Source organism: Chlorobaculum thiosulfatiphilum, assembly GCF_006265165.1.
Taxonomy (GTDB): Bacteria; Bacteroidota; Chlorobiia; order Chlorobiales; family Chlorobiaceae; genus Chlorobaculum; species Chlorobaculum thiosulfatiphilum.
The window spans coordinates 1-17,004 of record NZ_VDCH01000022.1 but is presented as its reverse complement, the minus strand read 5'-3'; the positions used below and the strand labels follow the sequence as shown (position 1 = coordinate 17,004).

Genomic DNA, 17,004 nt, shown 5'->3' with positions numbered 1-17,004 from the left:
GGTTCAGATTCTCCGTTCCAGCAGTTTGAGCAGATACTGCCCATACTGATTTTTGAGGAGCGGCCAGGCAAGGCGTTCGAGATCGGCGTCGCCGATCCAGCCGTTCCGCCAGGCAATCTCCTCGGGACAGGCGATCTTGAGACCCTGCCGTTTTTCGACGGTCTGGATAAAGCTGCCCGCGTCCTGAAACGATTCGTGCGTACCGGTATCGAGCCAGGCGAATCCGCGCCCCATGATCGAGCACGACAGCTCGCCACGTTCGAGAAAGGCCTGATTCACCGAGGTGATCTCGAGCTCTCCTCTCGACGACGGCCTCACTTCGGCGGCGATGCGAACGACATCGTTCGTGTAAAAGTAAAGACCCACGACCGCGTAGTTCGATTTCGGCTTCTCCGGCTTCTCGACGATGGAGAGCACCTGCCCCTCCGGATCGAACTCGACCACGCCGTAACGCTCCGGATCACTCACATAGTAGCCGAAAACCACCGCCTTTCTGCGGCTCTCGACGACGCGCACCGCCTCTTCGAGCATCCCGCTGAAGCCGTAGCCGAAAAAAATGTTGTCGCCGAGCACGAGACAGACATCGTCGTCGCCGATAAAATCGCGTCCGAGAATGAATGCCTGCGCCAGGCCGTCAGGACTTGGCTGGACGGTATAGGAAATCGAGATGCCCCATTCGCTGCCGTCACCAAGAAGCTTGACAAACGATGACTGATCCTCAGGAGTGGTAATGACGAGTATGTCCCTGATACCGGCAAGCATCAAGGTTGTCAGCGGATAGTAGATCATCGGCTTGTCATACACCGGAAGCAGTTGCTTCGATACGCCCCTGGTCACCGGATAGAGGCGGGTTCCGGAGCCGCCCGCGAGAATGATGCCTTTCATGATGGTTGGTGGTCTTTGGTCAACGAATGTTTACGATACGCAGCTTTCCGGGCCGTCAACTCTACGAATATAGATAAAATATCTTCTTTTTTATTCGCGCATTCAGGAAAACTGCTGGCCGAAAATTTGAGCGATATAACCACTTCGCGGACGGCTTTATTCAAGGGTTCCTCCTTAGCCGACTCCTGAAACCAGTGTTTCAGCCGGAACCAATTATTTTGCGTACCTTGCGTAATACCTACGAACCATCCCGAGCCTGACAGGCAAGTCTTATGAGCACCGACATCCGTACTTCCGCGAAAGAGCATTTTTACATCAGCAAAGCGGCCAGAAATCGCTTCCACCTCGACGATCCCGATCTTTTGTTGTTGCCGAATGAACGCCACGAAGCGATGGCGCTGGCCGAGCGGCAGACCGAAGCGCTCAACCAGCGGCGGCGGCTTGTTGAGGGTGAGGACGCCAAACCGCTCCTGCCCGCGCAGTTTCACGGCATGAAGCTGCTGCACGAGCTGCAACACCATATCATCGACAAGGTCTCCGGCTTGCAAACCGGAGCGCTCGCCGCGCTGGAACACGGAACCTCGAACTGGCACGCCATCGAGTATCTTGGCAAGTTCCTCGAACGGTTCCCTACCACGGAGATCTACCACGCGAAAACAACTTCCGAAGCCTGCCTGAAAAGCCGCTCCGGCCGGGCCGACGTGCTCGAAGAGGCGTTCCTCGTGTGGCTCAACAACAGGAATCCGGCGTTGAAGGAGTTTGCCGGACTGATTTCCGACCGCGAGCTGCACGGCGACGAGGCCTACCCGCAGCTCGTCAGGGCGATGCAGGAGGCCATTCGCGCTTCGGGGCCGGTCAGTAACGCGGGCGACCTGGAGGAGCTGCTCCTGAATCCTTCGCGGTACGCGCCCGGCTCGCTGCTCGACCAGCTCCGCTTCATCAGGCTGAACTGGGGAGAGATGCTCTCGGACTCGCCGTGGTGGCCGCTGCTCGACGAGGCGATCGTGCTGATCGAGGACGAGGATCGCTACCTCTTTTTTGAAAACGTGGCCCAGCAAGGGGGCGGACAGGCGCACGGCGCGTTCGGCGAAAAGGAGGCGCACGCGCCCTCGTATGACGACCTCGCCAACGCTCCGGCCCGCTACTCGCACGACTCGTCGTGGATGCCCGAAGTGGTGATGATCGCCAAGAGCACCTACGTCTGGCTCGACCAGCTCTCGCGCCAGTACGGGCGGCGCGTCACGCGATTGCAGGAGATTCCGGACGAGGAGCTCGACCTGCTCGCCGGGCGCGGCTTCACCTCGCTGTGGCTGATCGGCCTCTGGGAGCGCAGCTACGCATCGCGCAAAATCAAGCAGTTGCAGGGCAATCCGGAAGCCAAGGCCTCCGCTTACGCGCTCGAAAGTTACGACATCGCCCAGGAGCTGGGCGGCTACGACGGCTACGTCGATCTGCGCAACCGCGCCATGCAGCGCGGCATCCGGCTCGCCAGCGACATGGTGCCGAACCACACCGGCATCGACTCGGAGCTGGTGCGCAACCGCCCCGAGTGGTTCCTCTCGGCAAACGAACCGCCATACCAGAACTACACCTACAACGGCCCGAACCTCAGCGAAGACAGCCGCTACGGCATCCACATCGAGGACGGCTACTGGAACCGCTCCGACGCAGCGGTCACCTTCAAGCGGGTCGATCACCTGACCGGCGACACCCGCTACGTCTATCACGGCAACGACGGCACCACCATGCCGTGGAACGACACGGCTCAGCTCAACTTCCTCGACCCGCAGGTGCGCGAAGGGGTGATCCAGCAGATTTTGCACGTGGCCCGCATGTTCCCGGTGATCCGCTTCGACGCGGCGATGGTGCTGGCCAAGATGCACATCCAGCGACTCTGGTTCCCGCTGCATGGCCACGCGCCGGGCATCCCGTCGCGCGGGGCATGGTCGATGAGCATGGCCGATTTCGAGGCCGCCATGCCGCAGGAGTTCTGGCGCGAAGTGGTTGACCGCGTAGCGCAGGAGGCGCCCGACACGCTGCTGCTCGCCGAAGCGTTCTGGATGCTCGAAGGCTACTTCGTCCGTACGCTCGGCATGCACCGCGTTTACAACAGCGCCTTCATGCACATGCTCAAAAAGGAGGACAACGCGGGCTACCGGGTGCTCATCAAAAAGACGCTCGAGTTCGACGCGGAGATTCTGAAGCGCTACGTCAACTTCATGAACAATCCGGATGAGGACACGGCCATCGCGCAGTTCGGGCGGGGCGACAAATACTTCGGCGTCTGCATGATGATGCTCACCATGCCCGGCCTGCCGATGATCGGCCACGGGCAGGTGGAGGGCTTCACCGAAAAGTACGGCATGGAGTACGCCAAGGCCTACTACGACGAACAGCCCGACCACGAGCTGGTCGAGCGCCACTACCGCGAAATCTTCCCGGTCATGAAGCAGCGCTCGCTGTTCGCCGAAGTCGCGCATTTCCAGCTCTTCGACCTCTACGCGCCGGATGGACAGGTCAACGAAAACGTCTTCGCCTACACCAACCGGCACGAAGGCAAGCAGAGTCTCTTCATCTACAACAACCGCTACGAAGCTTCGGAGGGATGGATCAGGATTTCCGCCGCGCGGCTCGACAACGGCTCGTTCACGCATACCACGCTTGGCGACGCGCTCGGCTTGCCCGGCGAGCACGACCGTTACGTCATCTTCCGCGACCAGCGGAGCGGCCTGGAGTTCATCCGCTCGTGCGCGCTGGTACGCGAACAGGGCCTCTACGCCTCGCTCGGCGGCTACCAGTACAACATCTTCATGGAGTTCCGCGTCGTCCGCCCATCGAAGCTCAAGCCGTTCGACCGGGTCTCTGAGGAGCTGAACGGACGGGGCGTTGGCTCGATCGAAATCGAGGCGCTCTTGATGAGCCTGCGACCGATCCACCAGATCGTGGAAGCGGCAATCGGCGGCATCATAGGAAAGCCGGAGGCGCAATCAGCCAAACCGGAGCAACTCGCCGCCACGTTCGGCACTACTTGCCAGACAATGCTCGAAGCTGTCGCGGAACGCTTCGGCGAGCTCATGGAAACACCGCTGACCCTGCCTGACGGCATTGCCGACCAGGCGGCGAAGAGCTACCTCAACGCCCTGCGCTTCAAGACGGAGCTTGGAGGAACTGCCGGATCGAACCGGATCAAAGCCGTGCTCGGCATCAATGGAAAGAAGAACGACGCATTCCGACCAATGGCGAGAATCCTCATCGCACTCGAAAGCCTTCAGGAGATGCTGCGAGCCGACGGGCTTCTCGAAAAGCAGCTCATCGATCAGTGGATGCTCGGCGACACGCTTGAAACGGTGATAGCCGACCACCCCTCGTGGCCCGTGAGCGGCGCGGGAGCTGTCGATCTGTTCTCCTGCCTGCTCGCCCGGCGGACAGAGACCGGCAGCGATGAAACTCCGGATGAGCAGCTCATGAACTCGATCAGGGCACTCCACGAATCGGGCGACCGCCACTTCAAAGCCTTCATGCAGGTGCAGCACCTGCACGGCAAGGAGTGGTTCCGCGAACGCCAGCTCAGCCTTTTCGCCTACTGGATCATGGTGCAAGCGCTGATTGAAACCACCGAAGCACAACAAGCGGCGGCAAACGAACCAGCCATGCTGGGCACCTGGCTTGACACCATCGAACAACTCGAAATCACCGCCTTCCTCAGCGGCTACGAAATGGGAGCGCTGCTGGAAAAGAGCAGTTGAGCATTGAAATCTTATCCTATAGGACTTATACGACCTGTAAATACTCCCCCCCCCCAAAAAATCTCCAAACAGAAAAAGCCCGGAAATCCGGGCTTTTTCATTGTCCTATGAAACAGGAATCTTATTTGAGCATCGAATACTCGGCATAGACCCTGTAGGTATTGATGAGCAGGAAGGCCAGCACCAGAATACCGAATATGGTGAAGATGGGGCTTTTCTTCTCCTCCGAAGCCTGGCGATCGATGAAGGGCACAAGCAGCCAGACAACGCCACCGATGGTGAAGAGAATGATGGCCAGAAGCTCGCCGCCCTCAAACTTGAAGTCCTTGAGCAACTGGAACTGTGCCCAGAAGTACCACTCCGGCTTGATGCCCAGCGGAGCCGGGGAGAGCGGGTTTGCCTTAACGCCAATCTCCCAGGGGAACATCACGGCCAGATAGATAAGCAGGGCGAAGCCGATGAGCCAGCCGATGCCGTCCTTGGCAAGGAAGGTCGGGAAGAACTTGTCGTAGCCTTTTATGAGACCAGCCTCTTTGTAGCCGATCGGAGCGGAGGTGCCGAGAATCTGCACGAGGGTCAGGTGAGCGGCCAGCACCAGCATGACCAAGCCGGGAAGCAGCACGACGTGCAGCGAGAACATGCGGGTGAGGGTTTCGCCGCCGACCTCGGGGCCGCCGCGAAGAATCTCGACCAGGAACGCGCCGCCGGGGGCGACCTTCGGAACTTCGGTGCCAACCTGGGTGGCGAAGAAGGCCAACTCGTTCCACGGCAGGAGGTAGCCGGTGAAGCCGAAGCCAAGGCTGAGCAGAAGCAGCACGAAGCCGCTGACCCACATGAGCTCACGAGGCTTGCGATACGATTTCATGAAGAAGGTGCTGAACATGTGGATGAACAGCATCATGATCATCAGGTTAGCGCTCCAGGCGTGAATCTGGCGAAGCAGCCAGCCAAAAGGCACCTCGCCCTGAATGAACAGGAACGAAGCGAACGCATCGGTTTCAGTCGGTTTGTAGTACTGGAGGAGCAGAAGGCCGGTGAGAATCTGGATAACGAAGAAAAAGAGACCGAGACCGCCGAAATAGTACCAGAAGGAAAGGCGGTGCTTCGGCACCTCTTTGTGCTTCAGGTAATCGATGATCGGGTTGAGCACATAGAAGCGCTCCTGAAACCATCCGGCCACGGCGCTCATTTTGGAATCCTTGAAAGGATTCGGATCCGGACGATCTACCGGGGGTTTGTAAACGCCTGAAGGTGCAGCGGCAGCCGGAGCCGCCGGTTTGGCGGCAGGTTTCGCAGCGCCCGGCGCAGCAGCTTTCGGGGCAGCGGGTTTCGCCGCTCCGGGAGCCGCCGGTTTCGGCTTGGCAGGAGCGGTGCCTGCTGCCGGCTTTGGAGTATTTTCAGCCATATTGTTTTGACTCTCTTGATTTTCAGGTATTGATTCTTAAGCTTTTGAAATGATGATGCTGTCACCCTCGATCCTTGCCTTGTACTGCTTCAGCGGCAAGGGCTGCGGGCCGGAAATGATCTCGCCGGTAAGCTTGTACTTCGCGCCGTGGCAGGGGCAGAAATACTGGTTATCGGCATCAACCCAGTTCACCAGGCAGCCGAGGTGCGTGCAAACGGCGCTGACAGCGGTCAAGGCGCCACCCTTGTTGACCACGATGACCTTGTCTTCGTTGAACTGGAAAATCTTGCTCTTGCCGTCCGGAACTTCCGATGCCTTGCCGACGGTAAGTTCATCGACGTTCTTGATCTTCCTAGCCGGAGGAATGATGTACTTCACGACAGGATACAGTGTGCTGACGGCCACGACGGCACCCACTCCGCCGACAATCTTGTGCAGAAAGCCTCTGCGTTCGAAATCGACTCCCTTGAGTCCGCCCTCGCGAGGTTTTCCGCCAGTAACCGCACCAGATGAAGCGGGAGCGGCACCCTGACCCAGCGAACTCATTCTTGCCGGGCTTTTGAAATTACCAGTTTGCGCCATTTCTATCTATCTCCTTTAAATGACTTGAGTTGTATGAATAAAGCAGGCTTCCTCCGTCTGACGGTATCTCGTCAAAGATTTACCGGGGGCTCAATGGTGTTCCGGTATCACTACGGTTACCGGAAGTGCCGAGGGCGTTTACAGACTGACATTCAATTTAAAATTATTTCCTTTTTATACAATGCCGCCTTAAAAAGGCATCATAAGCAACCTGAGTGTTATCGAAATGTTTAATAAGTAGTTAGAAGCGCCGGAAATCAAACTGATGCTTGAAAAAATTGTACAGGAAATACATTGCTGACCGTTTTCCCTCTCGCCAGACGCGGCTTGCCGTAAAAAATTGCATCAGCTTTGAATTCAACGGCCCTGGATTCAGAAACTCGGAAATACCGCTGACCTCTTCCAGCCGCTCGTCTCCAATCGTCATCGAAAAACGGGAAGCGTACCGAAGGTAGAACGGACCGGCATCGAGCGCCTTGCGATGCCGGATATCAACGCTGACGCCCGCCGCCTCAAGCCGTAACGTTTGACCGTGAACCGGCGCGAACAGGCCTCTGCTGAAGCCGCTCTCGCTCACGCTTACCGCGTCGAACGCTGACGGGTTGCCGCTTTCGTGATCGCGAACCAGCATGAGCGCCTGCGGCGAGGATGAGCGGCCACGCAGGAACACCACATAATAGATCAGGTCGTAACGCGCCGAAAACGCCCGCCCCCAGTACCACCGGTCGATCGATTCATACATCGGCACGATGCCGAGATTGTGGTCGTGATAGCCCCGTCCGCGGAATTGCAGAACCTTGCGCTTGCCGGACGCTAGCATTTTGATGTCGAGAACGCCAAGCACCTCGGCTTTCGGTACGCTCAAAACCCACTGGTGGCGAAAATCGACGCCATCGTGCACGGCGGTGTCGAGGCGGTAGTCGAAACGGTGCAGTGGCCGAAAGGAGAACGAGGCGTGAACCGAGCGATCTCGCGCCGGAAAGGTGAAGTCGATGCCGAGGCGGTACTCGTCGCGCTGGGGGTCATAGACGAAGCGGTTCTCCTCGAACCGGACGCCGATGCCGCCATCTTCGGAGGCGAACAGCTCCCGCGGCCCTTCCTTGATGAAATTGATGACCTCGCGCCCGTCGCGGTAGAGCTGAAAGCTGAACCCGGCGTAATCCACCGGATTCGGCGGGTCGTCCCGGCGGCGGGCTTTCCACTCTTCGTAATGGCTGAGGTAGTATGGCGAGAAGGCGAAACCGGCAAACCAGATGAATACGACGGAGATTCCCTGCTCCTCGTCTTCGGCGTCGAAGTACCACCACTCGTAGGAACCGGGAGCATCGAGCCGGTGCCAGGCCTCCTGAAGCGGATCGGTCGTGATGTTCATGCCGAGCGCTGAGGATGAGATGACGAGCCGACGGAATCACCGCACGACGGGCGGAAAGGCCGAAAGGCCCACGCGAGGGAGATTGGAGGAGAGAGATGGAATCGGATGCGCATACGTCAAAAACTTCGCCAACGATCTTGTTAAACACACAAATACCGACATGAAAGTCAAAAAAATTTCAACCAAGATAGCGCTTTCCCGGCTTTAAATCACTACCGGCAAGAGTGAGTAAAAACTGCGTTCTTTTCTGTGGATCCTGCAAAGAAGTTCGCCGCAAGCTGTTTGATTTACCACAGGAGTGACGAGGAATTGACTGATAGTGATTCAAGATTCACTACGCCCCCGCCCAACCCCACAGGCGAACAGCAAACAGGCAAACCGGATCGCCAGAAAAGCAAAAACCCCGGGAGTTCCGGGGCTTGGGAGCGAGGTATGATTGGTGGACAGAGAGGGAATCGAACCCCCGACACAAGGATTTTCAGTCCTTTGCTCTACCAACTGAGCTATCTGTCCAACTGAAGTGAGGTGAATATAGCAATTGCACTTTTAACTCAAAACAGAAAAAACTTTTTTTGCTGCGGGACACCGGAATGCCCCGCAGTCGGACGGGTCAGGCCACGGGCGCTTCGATGCGCTCGATGGCGCGGCGGATGCGGCGGAGCACCGCTTCCTTGCCAAGCACTTCGAGCATGTGGTAGAGGCTCGGCCCGAAGCTGACGCCGGAGGCGGCGATCCTGAGCGGATGAATCAGCACGGCGGGCTTCAGCCCCTTCGGCGCCACGAACGCCTTGAGCTGCGCCTCGATGTTCTCGGCAGTGAAGTCGTCGCTCGCTTCGAGCAGCTCGGCAAACTCCTGGATAAGTGCCGGCACCTCGGGCGTCCAGCGCTTGGCCACGGCTTCTGCTTCGTAGCTCTCCGGCTCGAAGAAGAAGTAGCTGCTGAAGGTCACGAACTCGTGCTCGAAGTTGACACGCTCCCGCATCAGCTCGACCACCTTGCCAAGATAGTCGTCGGAGCTGATGCGCTCGACGGACATCTCCGGAGAGAATTCGGCCAGCTTCGCCTGGAGCACCGGCTTGATGCCCTCCACGATCTTTTCGATGGGCCGGGTCTTGATATACTGCTTTTCGAGCCAGGAGAGCTTTTCGACGTTGAACACAGCTCCAGCCTTGCCGACCCGTTCGAGCGAAAACTTCGAGATCAGCTCGTCCATGCTGAACACCTCCTGCTCGCTGCCTTCGCCTTCGTTCCAGCCGAGCAGCGCGACGAAGTTGACAATCGCCTCGTTGCTGTAGCCCTTGCGCATGTAGTCCTCCACGGCCACGTCGCCCTGGCGCTTGCTGAGCTTGGAGCGGTCGGGATTGAGCAGAAGCGGCAGGTGCGCGAACTTCGGCGGTTCCCAGCCGAAGAATTCATAGAGCAACAGATGCTTCGGCATCGACGGCAGCCACTCCTCACCGCGGATGATATGGGTGAACTCCATCAGATGGTCGTCGATAACGCTGGCGAAGTGGTAGGTCGGAAAGCCGTCGGACTTCATCAAAACCTGGTCGTCGATGGTGGCCGAATCGAACTCGATCGGGCCGCGAATCATATCCTCGAACCAGACCGAAATGTAATCGGGCACCTTCATCCTCACCACATAGGGAGCGCCCTCGTCGAGCTTCTTCTTGATCTCCGACTCCGGCATGTTGCCGCCCATCTCCTCGGGCAACCACTTGCGGTTGTACTTGGGCTGAAGCGCCTGCTTGAGCTGGAGCTGGCGGTTCTCTTCGAGCTCCTCGGAGGTCGAGAAGCAGTAGTACGCGTTCTTGTCTTCGAGCAGGCGGGTGCAGTAGTCGCGATAGATCGACAGGCGCTGCGACTGCACGTAGGGGCCGTAGTTGCCGCCGTGAATCGGGCTTTCGTCGGCGATGATGCCCGCCCATTCGAGTGTGCTGATGAGGTTCTTTTCGGCATCCTCGACCCTGCGGCTCTGGTCGGTATCCTCGATTCTGATGACGAAGTCCCCGTTCATTCTCTTGGCGAACAGATAGTTGTACAGCGCGGTGCGAAGACCGCCGACATGGAGATATCCCGTGGGAGATGGGGCAAATCGCGTTCTAACCTTTTGACCGGCCATAGTACGAAGATCCAGATTTTGTGATTTCGGCAAACTGTGACGGCAAGCGAACCCGGACATTCAGATGTTCTTGCAGCGCCGTCGAAACGCATGGAATTTAAAAAAATCTCGCTGCATTCGGCAATCGCAACCGAATTTGAACGACCGCGAAACAAAAAGCTCACCGGGCGCTCGACGGCAGCCATATCTCCGGCTGCGGCAAGAAAATAACATATAAAAAAACGTGCCGGAGAAGGCTCACGATAAACTTTTTGGTTTCCACCAAAGTTTTACTTTTAATTACTTATTATTCCGTAAGTTATCTTGCATCATACGAACAACAGCCGATGCAGTCAAATAAAAGCAGCGACAAGGCTCCGAAAACCAGGCCCGGCAACCGCTTCATGCCGCCAGACAAAGGCTCGGATCCAGATGAGCGTTTTCCCGGAAAAGATGGCCGTGAGGGAAGGTTTCCCAAGTTCATCCTTTTCCTTATGCTGGCGCTGCTCGGTCTGTTTGTATTCCAGCGCTTTTTCTCCCAGGAACTCTCCCCGGAAATTTCCTATAACGAATACCGTTCGATCCTCGACAGCGGCTCGCTGACCGAAGTGACTGTCAAAATAAGCCAGGATCGCTCCGCGCTCCTTACAGCAAAACTCAAGGCGGCTGACAGCCTGCGGCTGACCAGCGGCAATACTATCCTCTCCGACCGCTTCATGGTCAGGCTTCCGGGCTTCGACCGCGTTCAGGCCGACAGCCTCTCGGCAAGCAGCGTCCAGCTCAAGATCGTGCAGGGCAGCGACGAATTTTCCAATATCCTGTTGCTCCTGCTGCCGTGGGTGCTTTTTGGCTTTGCCTACTTCTTTATCTTCAAGCGCATGTCGATGCAGAACGGTGCGCAGAAAAACATCTTCAGCTTCGGCAAGAGCCGCGCCAAGCTCGTCAGCGAATTCGACGTCAAGGTGACTTTCGATGATGTGGCTGGAGTTGACGAGGCAGTCGAAGAGTTGAAGGAGACCGTCGAATTCCTCATGAACCCGGAGAAGTTCCAGAAAATTGGCGGCAAGATCCCCAAAGGTGTGCTCCTGCTCGGCCCTCCCGGCACGGGCAAGACGCTGCTCGCCAAAGCGATTGCCGGCGAGGCGAAGGTGCCGTTTTTCTCGATCTCCGGCGCGGATTTCGTCGAGATGTTCGTCGGCGTCGGCGCGGCCCGGGTGCGCGACCTGTTCGAGACCGCCAAGAAAAACTCGCCGTGCATCGTCTTCGTCGATGAGATCGACGCCGTTGGCCGGAGCCGTGGCGCGGGTCTCGGCGGCGGCCACGACGAGCGCGAGCAGACGCTGAACCAGCTTCTCGTCGAGATGGACGGCTTCACCGCCAGGGATAACGTGATTCTCATCGCCGCCACCAACCGCCCCGACGTGCTCGACACCGCGCTGTTGCGCCCCGGCAGGTTCGACCGACAGGTGGTCATCGACAAGCCCGACATCAGGGGGCGCGAGGCGATCCTGAAAATTCACACCCGGAACACACCGCTCTCCGGCGACATCGATCTGGCGCTCATCGCCAAGAGCACACCTGGCTTTTCGGGCGCGGATCTGGCCAATCTGGTCAACGAGGCAGCGCTGCTGGCGGCAAGAAAGGAGCAGACGGAGATCACCGGCCAGAATTTCGAAGATGCGCGCGACAAGGTGCTCATGGGGCCGGAGCGGAAGAGCATGTTCATCTCTCCCGACCAGAAAAAGCTCACCGCTTACCACGAGGCGGGGCACGTGATCGTCTCGAAGTTCACCAGCGGCTCCGACCCGATCCACAAGGTGACGATCATCCCGCGGGGCCGGAGCCTCGGCCAGACCGCCTATCTGCCGCTCGAAGACCGCTACACGCAGAACCGCGAGTACCTGATCGCCATGATTACCTACGCTCTCGGCGGGCGGGCGGCAGAAGAGCTGATCTTCGACGAGGTAAGCACCGGGGCGGCCAACGACATCGAGAAGGCGACCGAGATCGCCCGCAAAATGGTCAAGAACTGGGGCATGAGCGACAAACTCGGCCCGATCAATTACGGCGACGGGCACAAGGAGGTGTTCCTCGGCAAGGACTATTCGCACGTCCGGGAGTACAGCGAGGATACCGCGCTTCAGATTGACGTCGAGGTGCGCAGAATCATTACCGAATGCATGGACAATGCGCGCAAAATTTTGTCGGCGCATAGCCGGATATTGCACGAGATGGCTGCCCGGCTGATCGAAAAGGAGTCACTCGATTCGGCTGAAATCGACTCGATCGTCAATTCGGAGGGGGCCATTGAAGGCTCTCCGGCATGAGCAGCACTGACAAGTCAACAACGGAACATCATTTCGAAAACCATCATGCAATTGCTCATTCTGTTCATCACGGGAATCGCTGCCGGACTGCTCTCCGGCATGTTCGGCGTCGGTGGCGGAGTGATCATCGTTCCGGCGCTGGTGTTTTTTTTCGGCATGAGCCAGCAAACCGCCAGCGCGACTTCGCTCATGGCGCTCTTGCTGCCGGTCGGACTGCTCGGGGTTTACGAATATTATCAATCCGGCAAGATCACGACCGAGCACGTCTGGTTCGGGCTGGTCATCGCCCTGGGTCTTTTCGCCGGAGCTTTCTTCGGAGCAAAGCTGGCCATCGAACTCTCAAGCGATCTGTTGAGACGGATGTTCGCTGTTTTTCTTGTTTTAGTAGCAATCCGCCTTTGGTATTAATCAGAAGTATTGGCAAACCTATAACCCCAAAGCACACACTACCATGGGACAGACAACCACCAAAGCCGACCTGGTGAACGTTATCGCCCAGCGCACAGGTCTGACCAAGAACGAAACAGAAGCAGTCGTTGACTGCCTGTTCGAAAGCATCATCGACTCGCTCAAGGCCGGAAAACGCATCGAGATTCGCGGCTTCGGATCGTTCAACATCCGCTACAAGAATCTCAGGCAGGCCAGAAACCCCAGAACGGGCGAGAAGGTGACCGTCGAACCGAAAAACGTGCCGACGTTCAAAATCTCCAAGGAGTTCAAGCACGCGGTCAGCGAAAGCCTGAAATCCGATGAATAACCGCCCTGGCGGCACATCCCGCGCGGCGACGATCTTGATGAAAGAAAGCGCCAGCGCACAAGGGAGTGCGCCTGTTTCAGGATAACTGAGGAATGAAAAGGTTTCGTCACTCTTGTCATTGAGTACCGGATGAGAGTGGCCACGCGTTTTCCGGCTTTCGATCCTGCCGTTTACTCTCTGAAACGGCAGGTGTCATGGTACGCCTACCAGTTGAACATGACAAACCAGATGATCCCGAATACCGGCAGCAGCACGGGAATCGAATAGCGGTAAATATATTCCACGAAAGAGGGGACGTCAGCGTCCGTCTGTTCGGCGATGTTCTTGACCATGAAGTTCGGAGCATTGCCGATATAGGTCATCGCGCCAAAAAAGACCGCCGCCACCGAAATAGCCATCAGGTACAGAGAGGACTCGACATCTCCCTCGACCGATGAAGAGATGCCGTGCGCAAATCTGGCAATGTCCGCAGAACTTCCGGCATCGAGACCGAACTTGCCCATCGCGCCCGCGAGGAAATTCAGATAGGTCGGCGCATTGTCGAGCACTCCGGACAAGAGTCCGGTGAACCAGTAAAACTTCGTGACGGTGAAGTCGGCTGCATGGGACTGCGCATAAGCGCCGATGAGCTGAAGCGCCGGGATCATGGTGGCGAAGATGCCCACGAAAAGAAACGCGACCTCCTTGATCGGCTCGAAGTTGAACTCGTTGCCCTTCAGCGCGTTCTGGTTTGCTGTCTTGTATGCCACGACCGCGATCGTCAGCATGATGACCTCCCTGATGCCAAACGGCACATGCAGCGTCTCCTGGAGACTCGGAAATCCGTCAATCACGGCGGGATCGAGAAAGATCGACCCGATAAGCGGAATCAGGTAGATGAAATTTCTGCGGCCCGTCAGCGTGATGCGGCCCGAATAGGCCGCGTCGCTCTTGCTCCGTCCAGTCTTCACATCGAACGCGAAAAAAATCGCGACCAGCAGAACGACCGTCGCCAGCCAGGGCAGCCAAAGGTGTTCGAGCACCCAGAAAAACGGTACGCCGCGCAGAAAGCCGAGAAAAAGCGGCGGATCACCGATAGGCGTCAAGGCGCCGCCGATGTTGCTGACGATGAAGATGAAAAAGACGATATGGAACGGCTTCAGGCGGCCTTCGTTGACCCTGAGATAGGGCCTGATCAGCAGCATCGAAGCTCCGGTCGTTCCGACCAGATTCGACAGCACCGCGCCGAACAGCAGCAGCAGTGCGTTGAGCGCCGGGGTTCCCCGCCTCTCGATCCTGATCAGAATACCGCCCGCCACGACGAAGAGCGAGGCGATCAGGGCGATGAAGGAGATGTACTCTTCGAGCGTATGCTCGAGCTGACGCAACCCGCCCGCCACGGCAACCGCATAATAGAGCGAAACGCCGCCGCCAAGCAAAAGAGCGATCTTCTGATAGTTGTGCTCCCAAAATTTCGGATAAAAGAGAGGGCCAGTGGCGATCATCAGCAGCAGCAGCACAAACGGAAGGGCCAGCCATACCGGAGGAAGGAAGGAGTGCTCCCCACCTCCGGTCGCGCAAAAGGCCACGGACGGCGCGGCACAGAACAATGCCGTCATTGCCGCCGTGGCCATGCCACCTTTCAAAAAGCCAGCGTGAGGCTTCATGAATCAGTCAGTTTTCGAAAAGACTCAATCCCCTTCGAACTCGGTCAGGGAGTAGATGTCATATCCTTTTTCACGAATTTTCTTTTCACCACCGATGTCGGGCAGATTGACGATAAAAGCCATGCCAGCCACGACGCCGCCCAGCTTCTCGACCAGTCCGGCAGCGGCAAGAGCCGTGCCGCCCGTGGCCAGCAGGTCATCGACCAGAAGCACGCGCTGCCCCTCGACCAGAGAGTCGGTATGCATCTCGATCTTGTCGGTGCCATACTCGAGTTCGTATTCGAGCTGCACCACATCCGCCGGCAGTTTGCCTGGCTTCCTGACCGGCACAAATCCCTTGCCGAGCGTGTAGGCAAGCGCGCCGCCAAGAATGAAACCCCTTGCCTCGATGCCCACGATCACATCGAAATCGACTCCGTTGGACAGATAGTGCTGGGTCATGTTGTCGATCACCAGACGGAAGCCAACCGGATCCTTGATGAGCGTGGTGATGTCACGAAACATGATCCCTTTTTTCGGATAATCAGGAACGGTGCGAATTCTGGATTTGATGGGCATGGCTGTGGAGGTTTTTCGGAATTGATGAAAACTGCCGGATGCGGAACGCCTCCGAAGCGAGGCCGCGGAAAAACGCCCGTTCCATGCAAAGTGTTTAAGATAAGAGTCTGCCCTGTAATTGCCAACCCTCGCCAAAGCCATCGACGAGCACTTCGCGGACCTGGCCTCTCAACTCCCCGGCACTGAATTCCGCGCCGACCTCGACGCTTACCCGAAGGTAATTCTCGCTGTACCCGCTCCAGCGCATCGCTCCTCCGGAAAGCGCCTCGGACTCTTCGAACAGTATCTTCAGGCGGCTGCCGATGAATGCCCCGGCAAAACGGCGCTCGATCGTTTCGCCGATCTCACCAAGCCGGGCCGCTCTCGACGACGCTTCGGCTGAAGGTACGCGAATCAGCTTCTTTTCGGCGATCTCCGCGAAAAGCCTGGTGCGAGGCCGCGGCGAACATTTAAAAACATGCAGGTACGCAACCGGCAACTCATCGATGAAACGGCACATCTCTTCGAAGTCCCGATCGCTCTCGCCGGGATAACCGACCATCACATCAGCGCCAATGGCGCACCCTTTGATCGACGAAACCGCTTTCATGAGCCGCTCGCGATAGAACGCCGTATCGTAATGCCGCCCCATCGCCCGAAGCACTGTGTCGGAGCCGCTCTGCAACGGCAAATGGAAATGAGGCATGATTTTGGTGGAAGCCGCCACGATGTCGATCAATTCGTCATCGAGCAGTTGCGGTTCGACCGAGCTGACGCGAATCCGGCTGACATCGATGGCTTCGAGTCGCCTGAGCAGCGCGGCGAGCCGGGTATCACCATCCCGGTAATCGCCAATATTGATGCCGGTCAGCACGATTTCACGATAACCGGCATCGGCAATTTTTCGCGCCCTGTCGAGCACCTCAGGAAGCGTTACCGAACGAGAACGCCCTCTGGCGAGCGGAATCGAACAATAAGCGCAACCAAAACTGCAACCATCCTGTATTTTCAGGAAAGCTCTGGTTCTGCCCGTTTCAGGCCGGGAAAGTATCGAACAGGCCGGATGAGCGATTTTCGCCTGATCGGAAGGAGAGACCTTAACCAAGGGGACGGGATCATTCGGCAAGGGTTCATATCCGTACCATTCAGTTGCGAATTTGTCGGATGTGCCAAGCACGAATGAAACCCCCTCGATAGCGGCAATCCGTTCCGGATCGAGTTGCGCATAACAACCAATCACCCCAACCTTGCATCCCGGATGATTTCTTATAATTTTCCGAATCTGTTGCCTCGACTTCCTTTCCGCTTCACCGGTAACGGCACAGGTATGAATAATAATAACATCAGCTCCGTCATCGATTGCATTCAATTGCCATCCTGCCGAGACCAGCATATCGATTATGGAGGATGATTCAGCATAATTCACTTTACAACCAAGAGTTACAGCAGCAACACTTTTCTGCTTCATAAACACAAGTTCCTTTTAATCAATAGAATAATAAAAAACAGACCTCAAGTTAAACACGCATTTTATATACATTCATAATACAGCATTCATATTACAAATTTAGGGCATCTCTAAAAAGTCAGTACTGACATAAGGTATTGAAATCTATCGATTTAACTGAAATATCCATATCTTGACG

The 17,004-nt window shown here is 57.1% G+C and carries 13 protein-coding genes and 1 tRNA gene; 4 read left to right on the top strand and 10 right to left on the bottom strand.

What is annotated here, in order from left to right; genetic code table 11:
• Nucleotides 1-3: 3 nt before the first annotated feature.
• Together rfbA and FGF66_RS12670 are read right to left on the bottom strand one after the other, a co-directional pair.
• Nucleotides 4-885, bottom strand: coding sequence for a glucose-1-phosphate thymidylyltransferase RfbA (gene rfbA, locus FGF66_RS09510; protein ID WP_139457412.1), 882 nt, complete (start codon nt 883-885; stop codon nt 4-6).
• Entirely contained in the window at nt 882-1,049 is a 168-nt protein-coding gene (locus tag FGF66_RS12670) for a hypothetical protein (protein WP_170181314.1), read from the bottom strand. Before FGF66_RS12670 ends, rfbA begins: the two co-directional genes overlap by 4 nt.
• A gap of 108 nt (nt 1,050-1,157) precedes the next feature.
• Here FGF66_RS12670 and FGF66_RS09505 point away from each other — a divergent pair, with 108 nt between their 5' ends.
• Complete coding sequence (locus FGF66_RS09505) at nt 1,158-4,631, top strand: alpha-amylase family glycosyl hydrolase (protein ID WP_139457411.1); 3,474 nt, start codon at nt 1,158-1,160, stop codon at nt 4,629-4,631.
• Between the two features lie 121 nt (nt 4,632-4,752).
• Here the strand turns inward: FGF66_RS09505 and FGF66_RS09500 are convergent, their stop codons facing one another.
• The 5 genes from FGF66_RS09500 to gltX form a co-directional block, all read right to left on the bottom strand.
• Entirely contained in the window at nt 4,753-6,036 is a 1,284-nt protein-coding gene (locus FGF66_RS09500; protein WP_139457410.1) for a cytochrome b, read from the bottom strand.
• Nucleotides 6,037-6,072: 36 nt separating this feature from the next.
• Nucleotides 6,073-6,618 (bottom strand): QcrA and Rieske domain-containing protein, encoded by a 546-nt coding sequence (locus tag FGF66_RS09495; protein ID WP_139457409.1) that lies wholly within the window; start codon nt 6,616-6,618, stop codon nt 6,073-6,075.
• A 241-nt stretch (nt 6,619-6,859) separates the two neighbouring features.
• Complete coding sequence (locus tag FGF66_RS09490) at nt 6,860-7,990, bottom strand: carotenoid 1,2-hydratase (RefSeq protein ID WP_139457408.1); 1,131 nt, start codon at nt 7,988-7,990, stop codon at nt 6,860-6,862.
• A 437-nt stretch (nt 7,991-8,427) separates the two neighbouring features.
• Nucleotides 8,428-8,503, bottom strand: a tRNA-Phe gene (locus tag FGF66_RS09485).
• Between the two features lie 97 nt (nt 8,504-8,600).
• Nucleotides 8,601-10,112, bottom strand: a complete 1,512-nt coding sequence (gltX, locus tag FGF66_RS09480) for a glutamate--tRNA ligase (protein ID WP_139457407.1) — start codon at nt 10,110-10,112, stop codon at nt 8,601-8,603.
• Between the two features lie 326 nt (nt 10,113-10,438).
• Here gltX and ftsH point away from each other — a divergent pair, with 326 nt between their 5' ends.
• The 3 genes from ftsH to FGF66_RS09465 are packed head-to-tail and all read left to right on the top strand — an operon-like array spanning nt 10,439 to nt 13,175.
• Nucleotides 10,439-12,418 (top strand): ATP-dependent zinc metalloprotease FtsH, encoded by a 1,980-nt coding sequence (gene ftsH / locus FGF66_RS09475; RefSeq protein WP_139457406.1) that lies wholly within the window; start codon nt 10,439-10,441, stop codon nt 12,416-12,418.
• A gap of 45 nt (nt 12,419-12,463) precedes the next feature.
• Entirely contained in the window at nt 12,464-12,826 is a 363-nt protein-coding gene (locus tag FGF66_RS09470; RefSeq protein WP_139457405.1) for a sulfite exporter TauE/SafE family protein, read from the top strand.
• A gap of 43 nt (nt 12,827-12,869) precedes the next feature.
• Nucleotides 12,870-13,175, top strand: coding sequence for an HU family DNA-binding protein (locus FGF66_RS09465; protein ID WP_139457404.1), 306 nt, complete (start codon nt 12,870-12,872; stop codon nt 13,173-13,175).
• Between the two features lie 203 nt (nt 13,176-13,378).
• Here FGF66_RS09465 and FGF66_RS09460 read toward each other — a convergent pair whose 3' ends face one another.
• The 3 genes from FGF66_RS09460 to mtaB form a co-directional block, all read right to left on the bottom strand.
• Nucleotides 13,379-14,821, bottom strand: a complete 1,443-nt coding sequence (locus FGF66_RS09460; RefSeq protein ID WP_139457403.1) for a sodium:proton antiporter — start codon at nt 14,819-14,821, stop codon at nt 13,379-13,381.
• Between the two features lie 24 nt (nt 14,822-14,845).
• On the bottom strand, nt 14,846-15,379 hold the full coding sequence (locus FGF66_RS09455; protein WP_139457402.1) for an adenine phosphoribosyltransferase: 534 nt from the start codon (nt 15,377-15,379) through the stop codon (nt 14,846-14,848).
• Nucleotides 15,380-15,473: 94 nt separating this feature from the next.
• A complete protein-coding gene (gene mtaB / locus FGF66_RS09450) occupies nt 15,474-16,826 on the bottom strand; it encodes a tRNA (N(6)-L-threonylcarbamoyladenosine(37)-C(2))-methylthiotransferase MtaB (protein ID WP_139457401.1) in 1,353 nt (450 codons plus the stop codon).
• Nucleotides 16,827-17,004 lie beyond the last annotated feature (178 nt).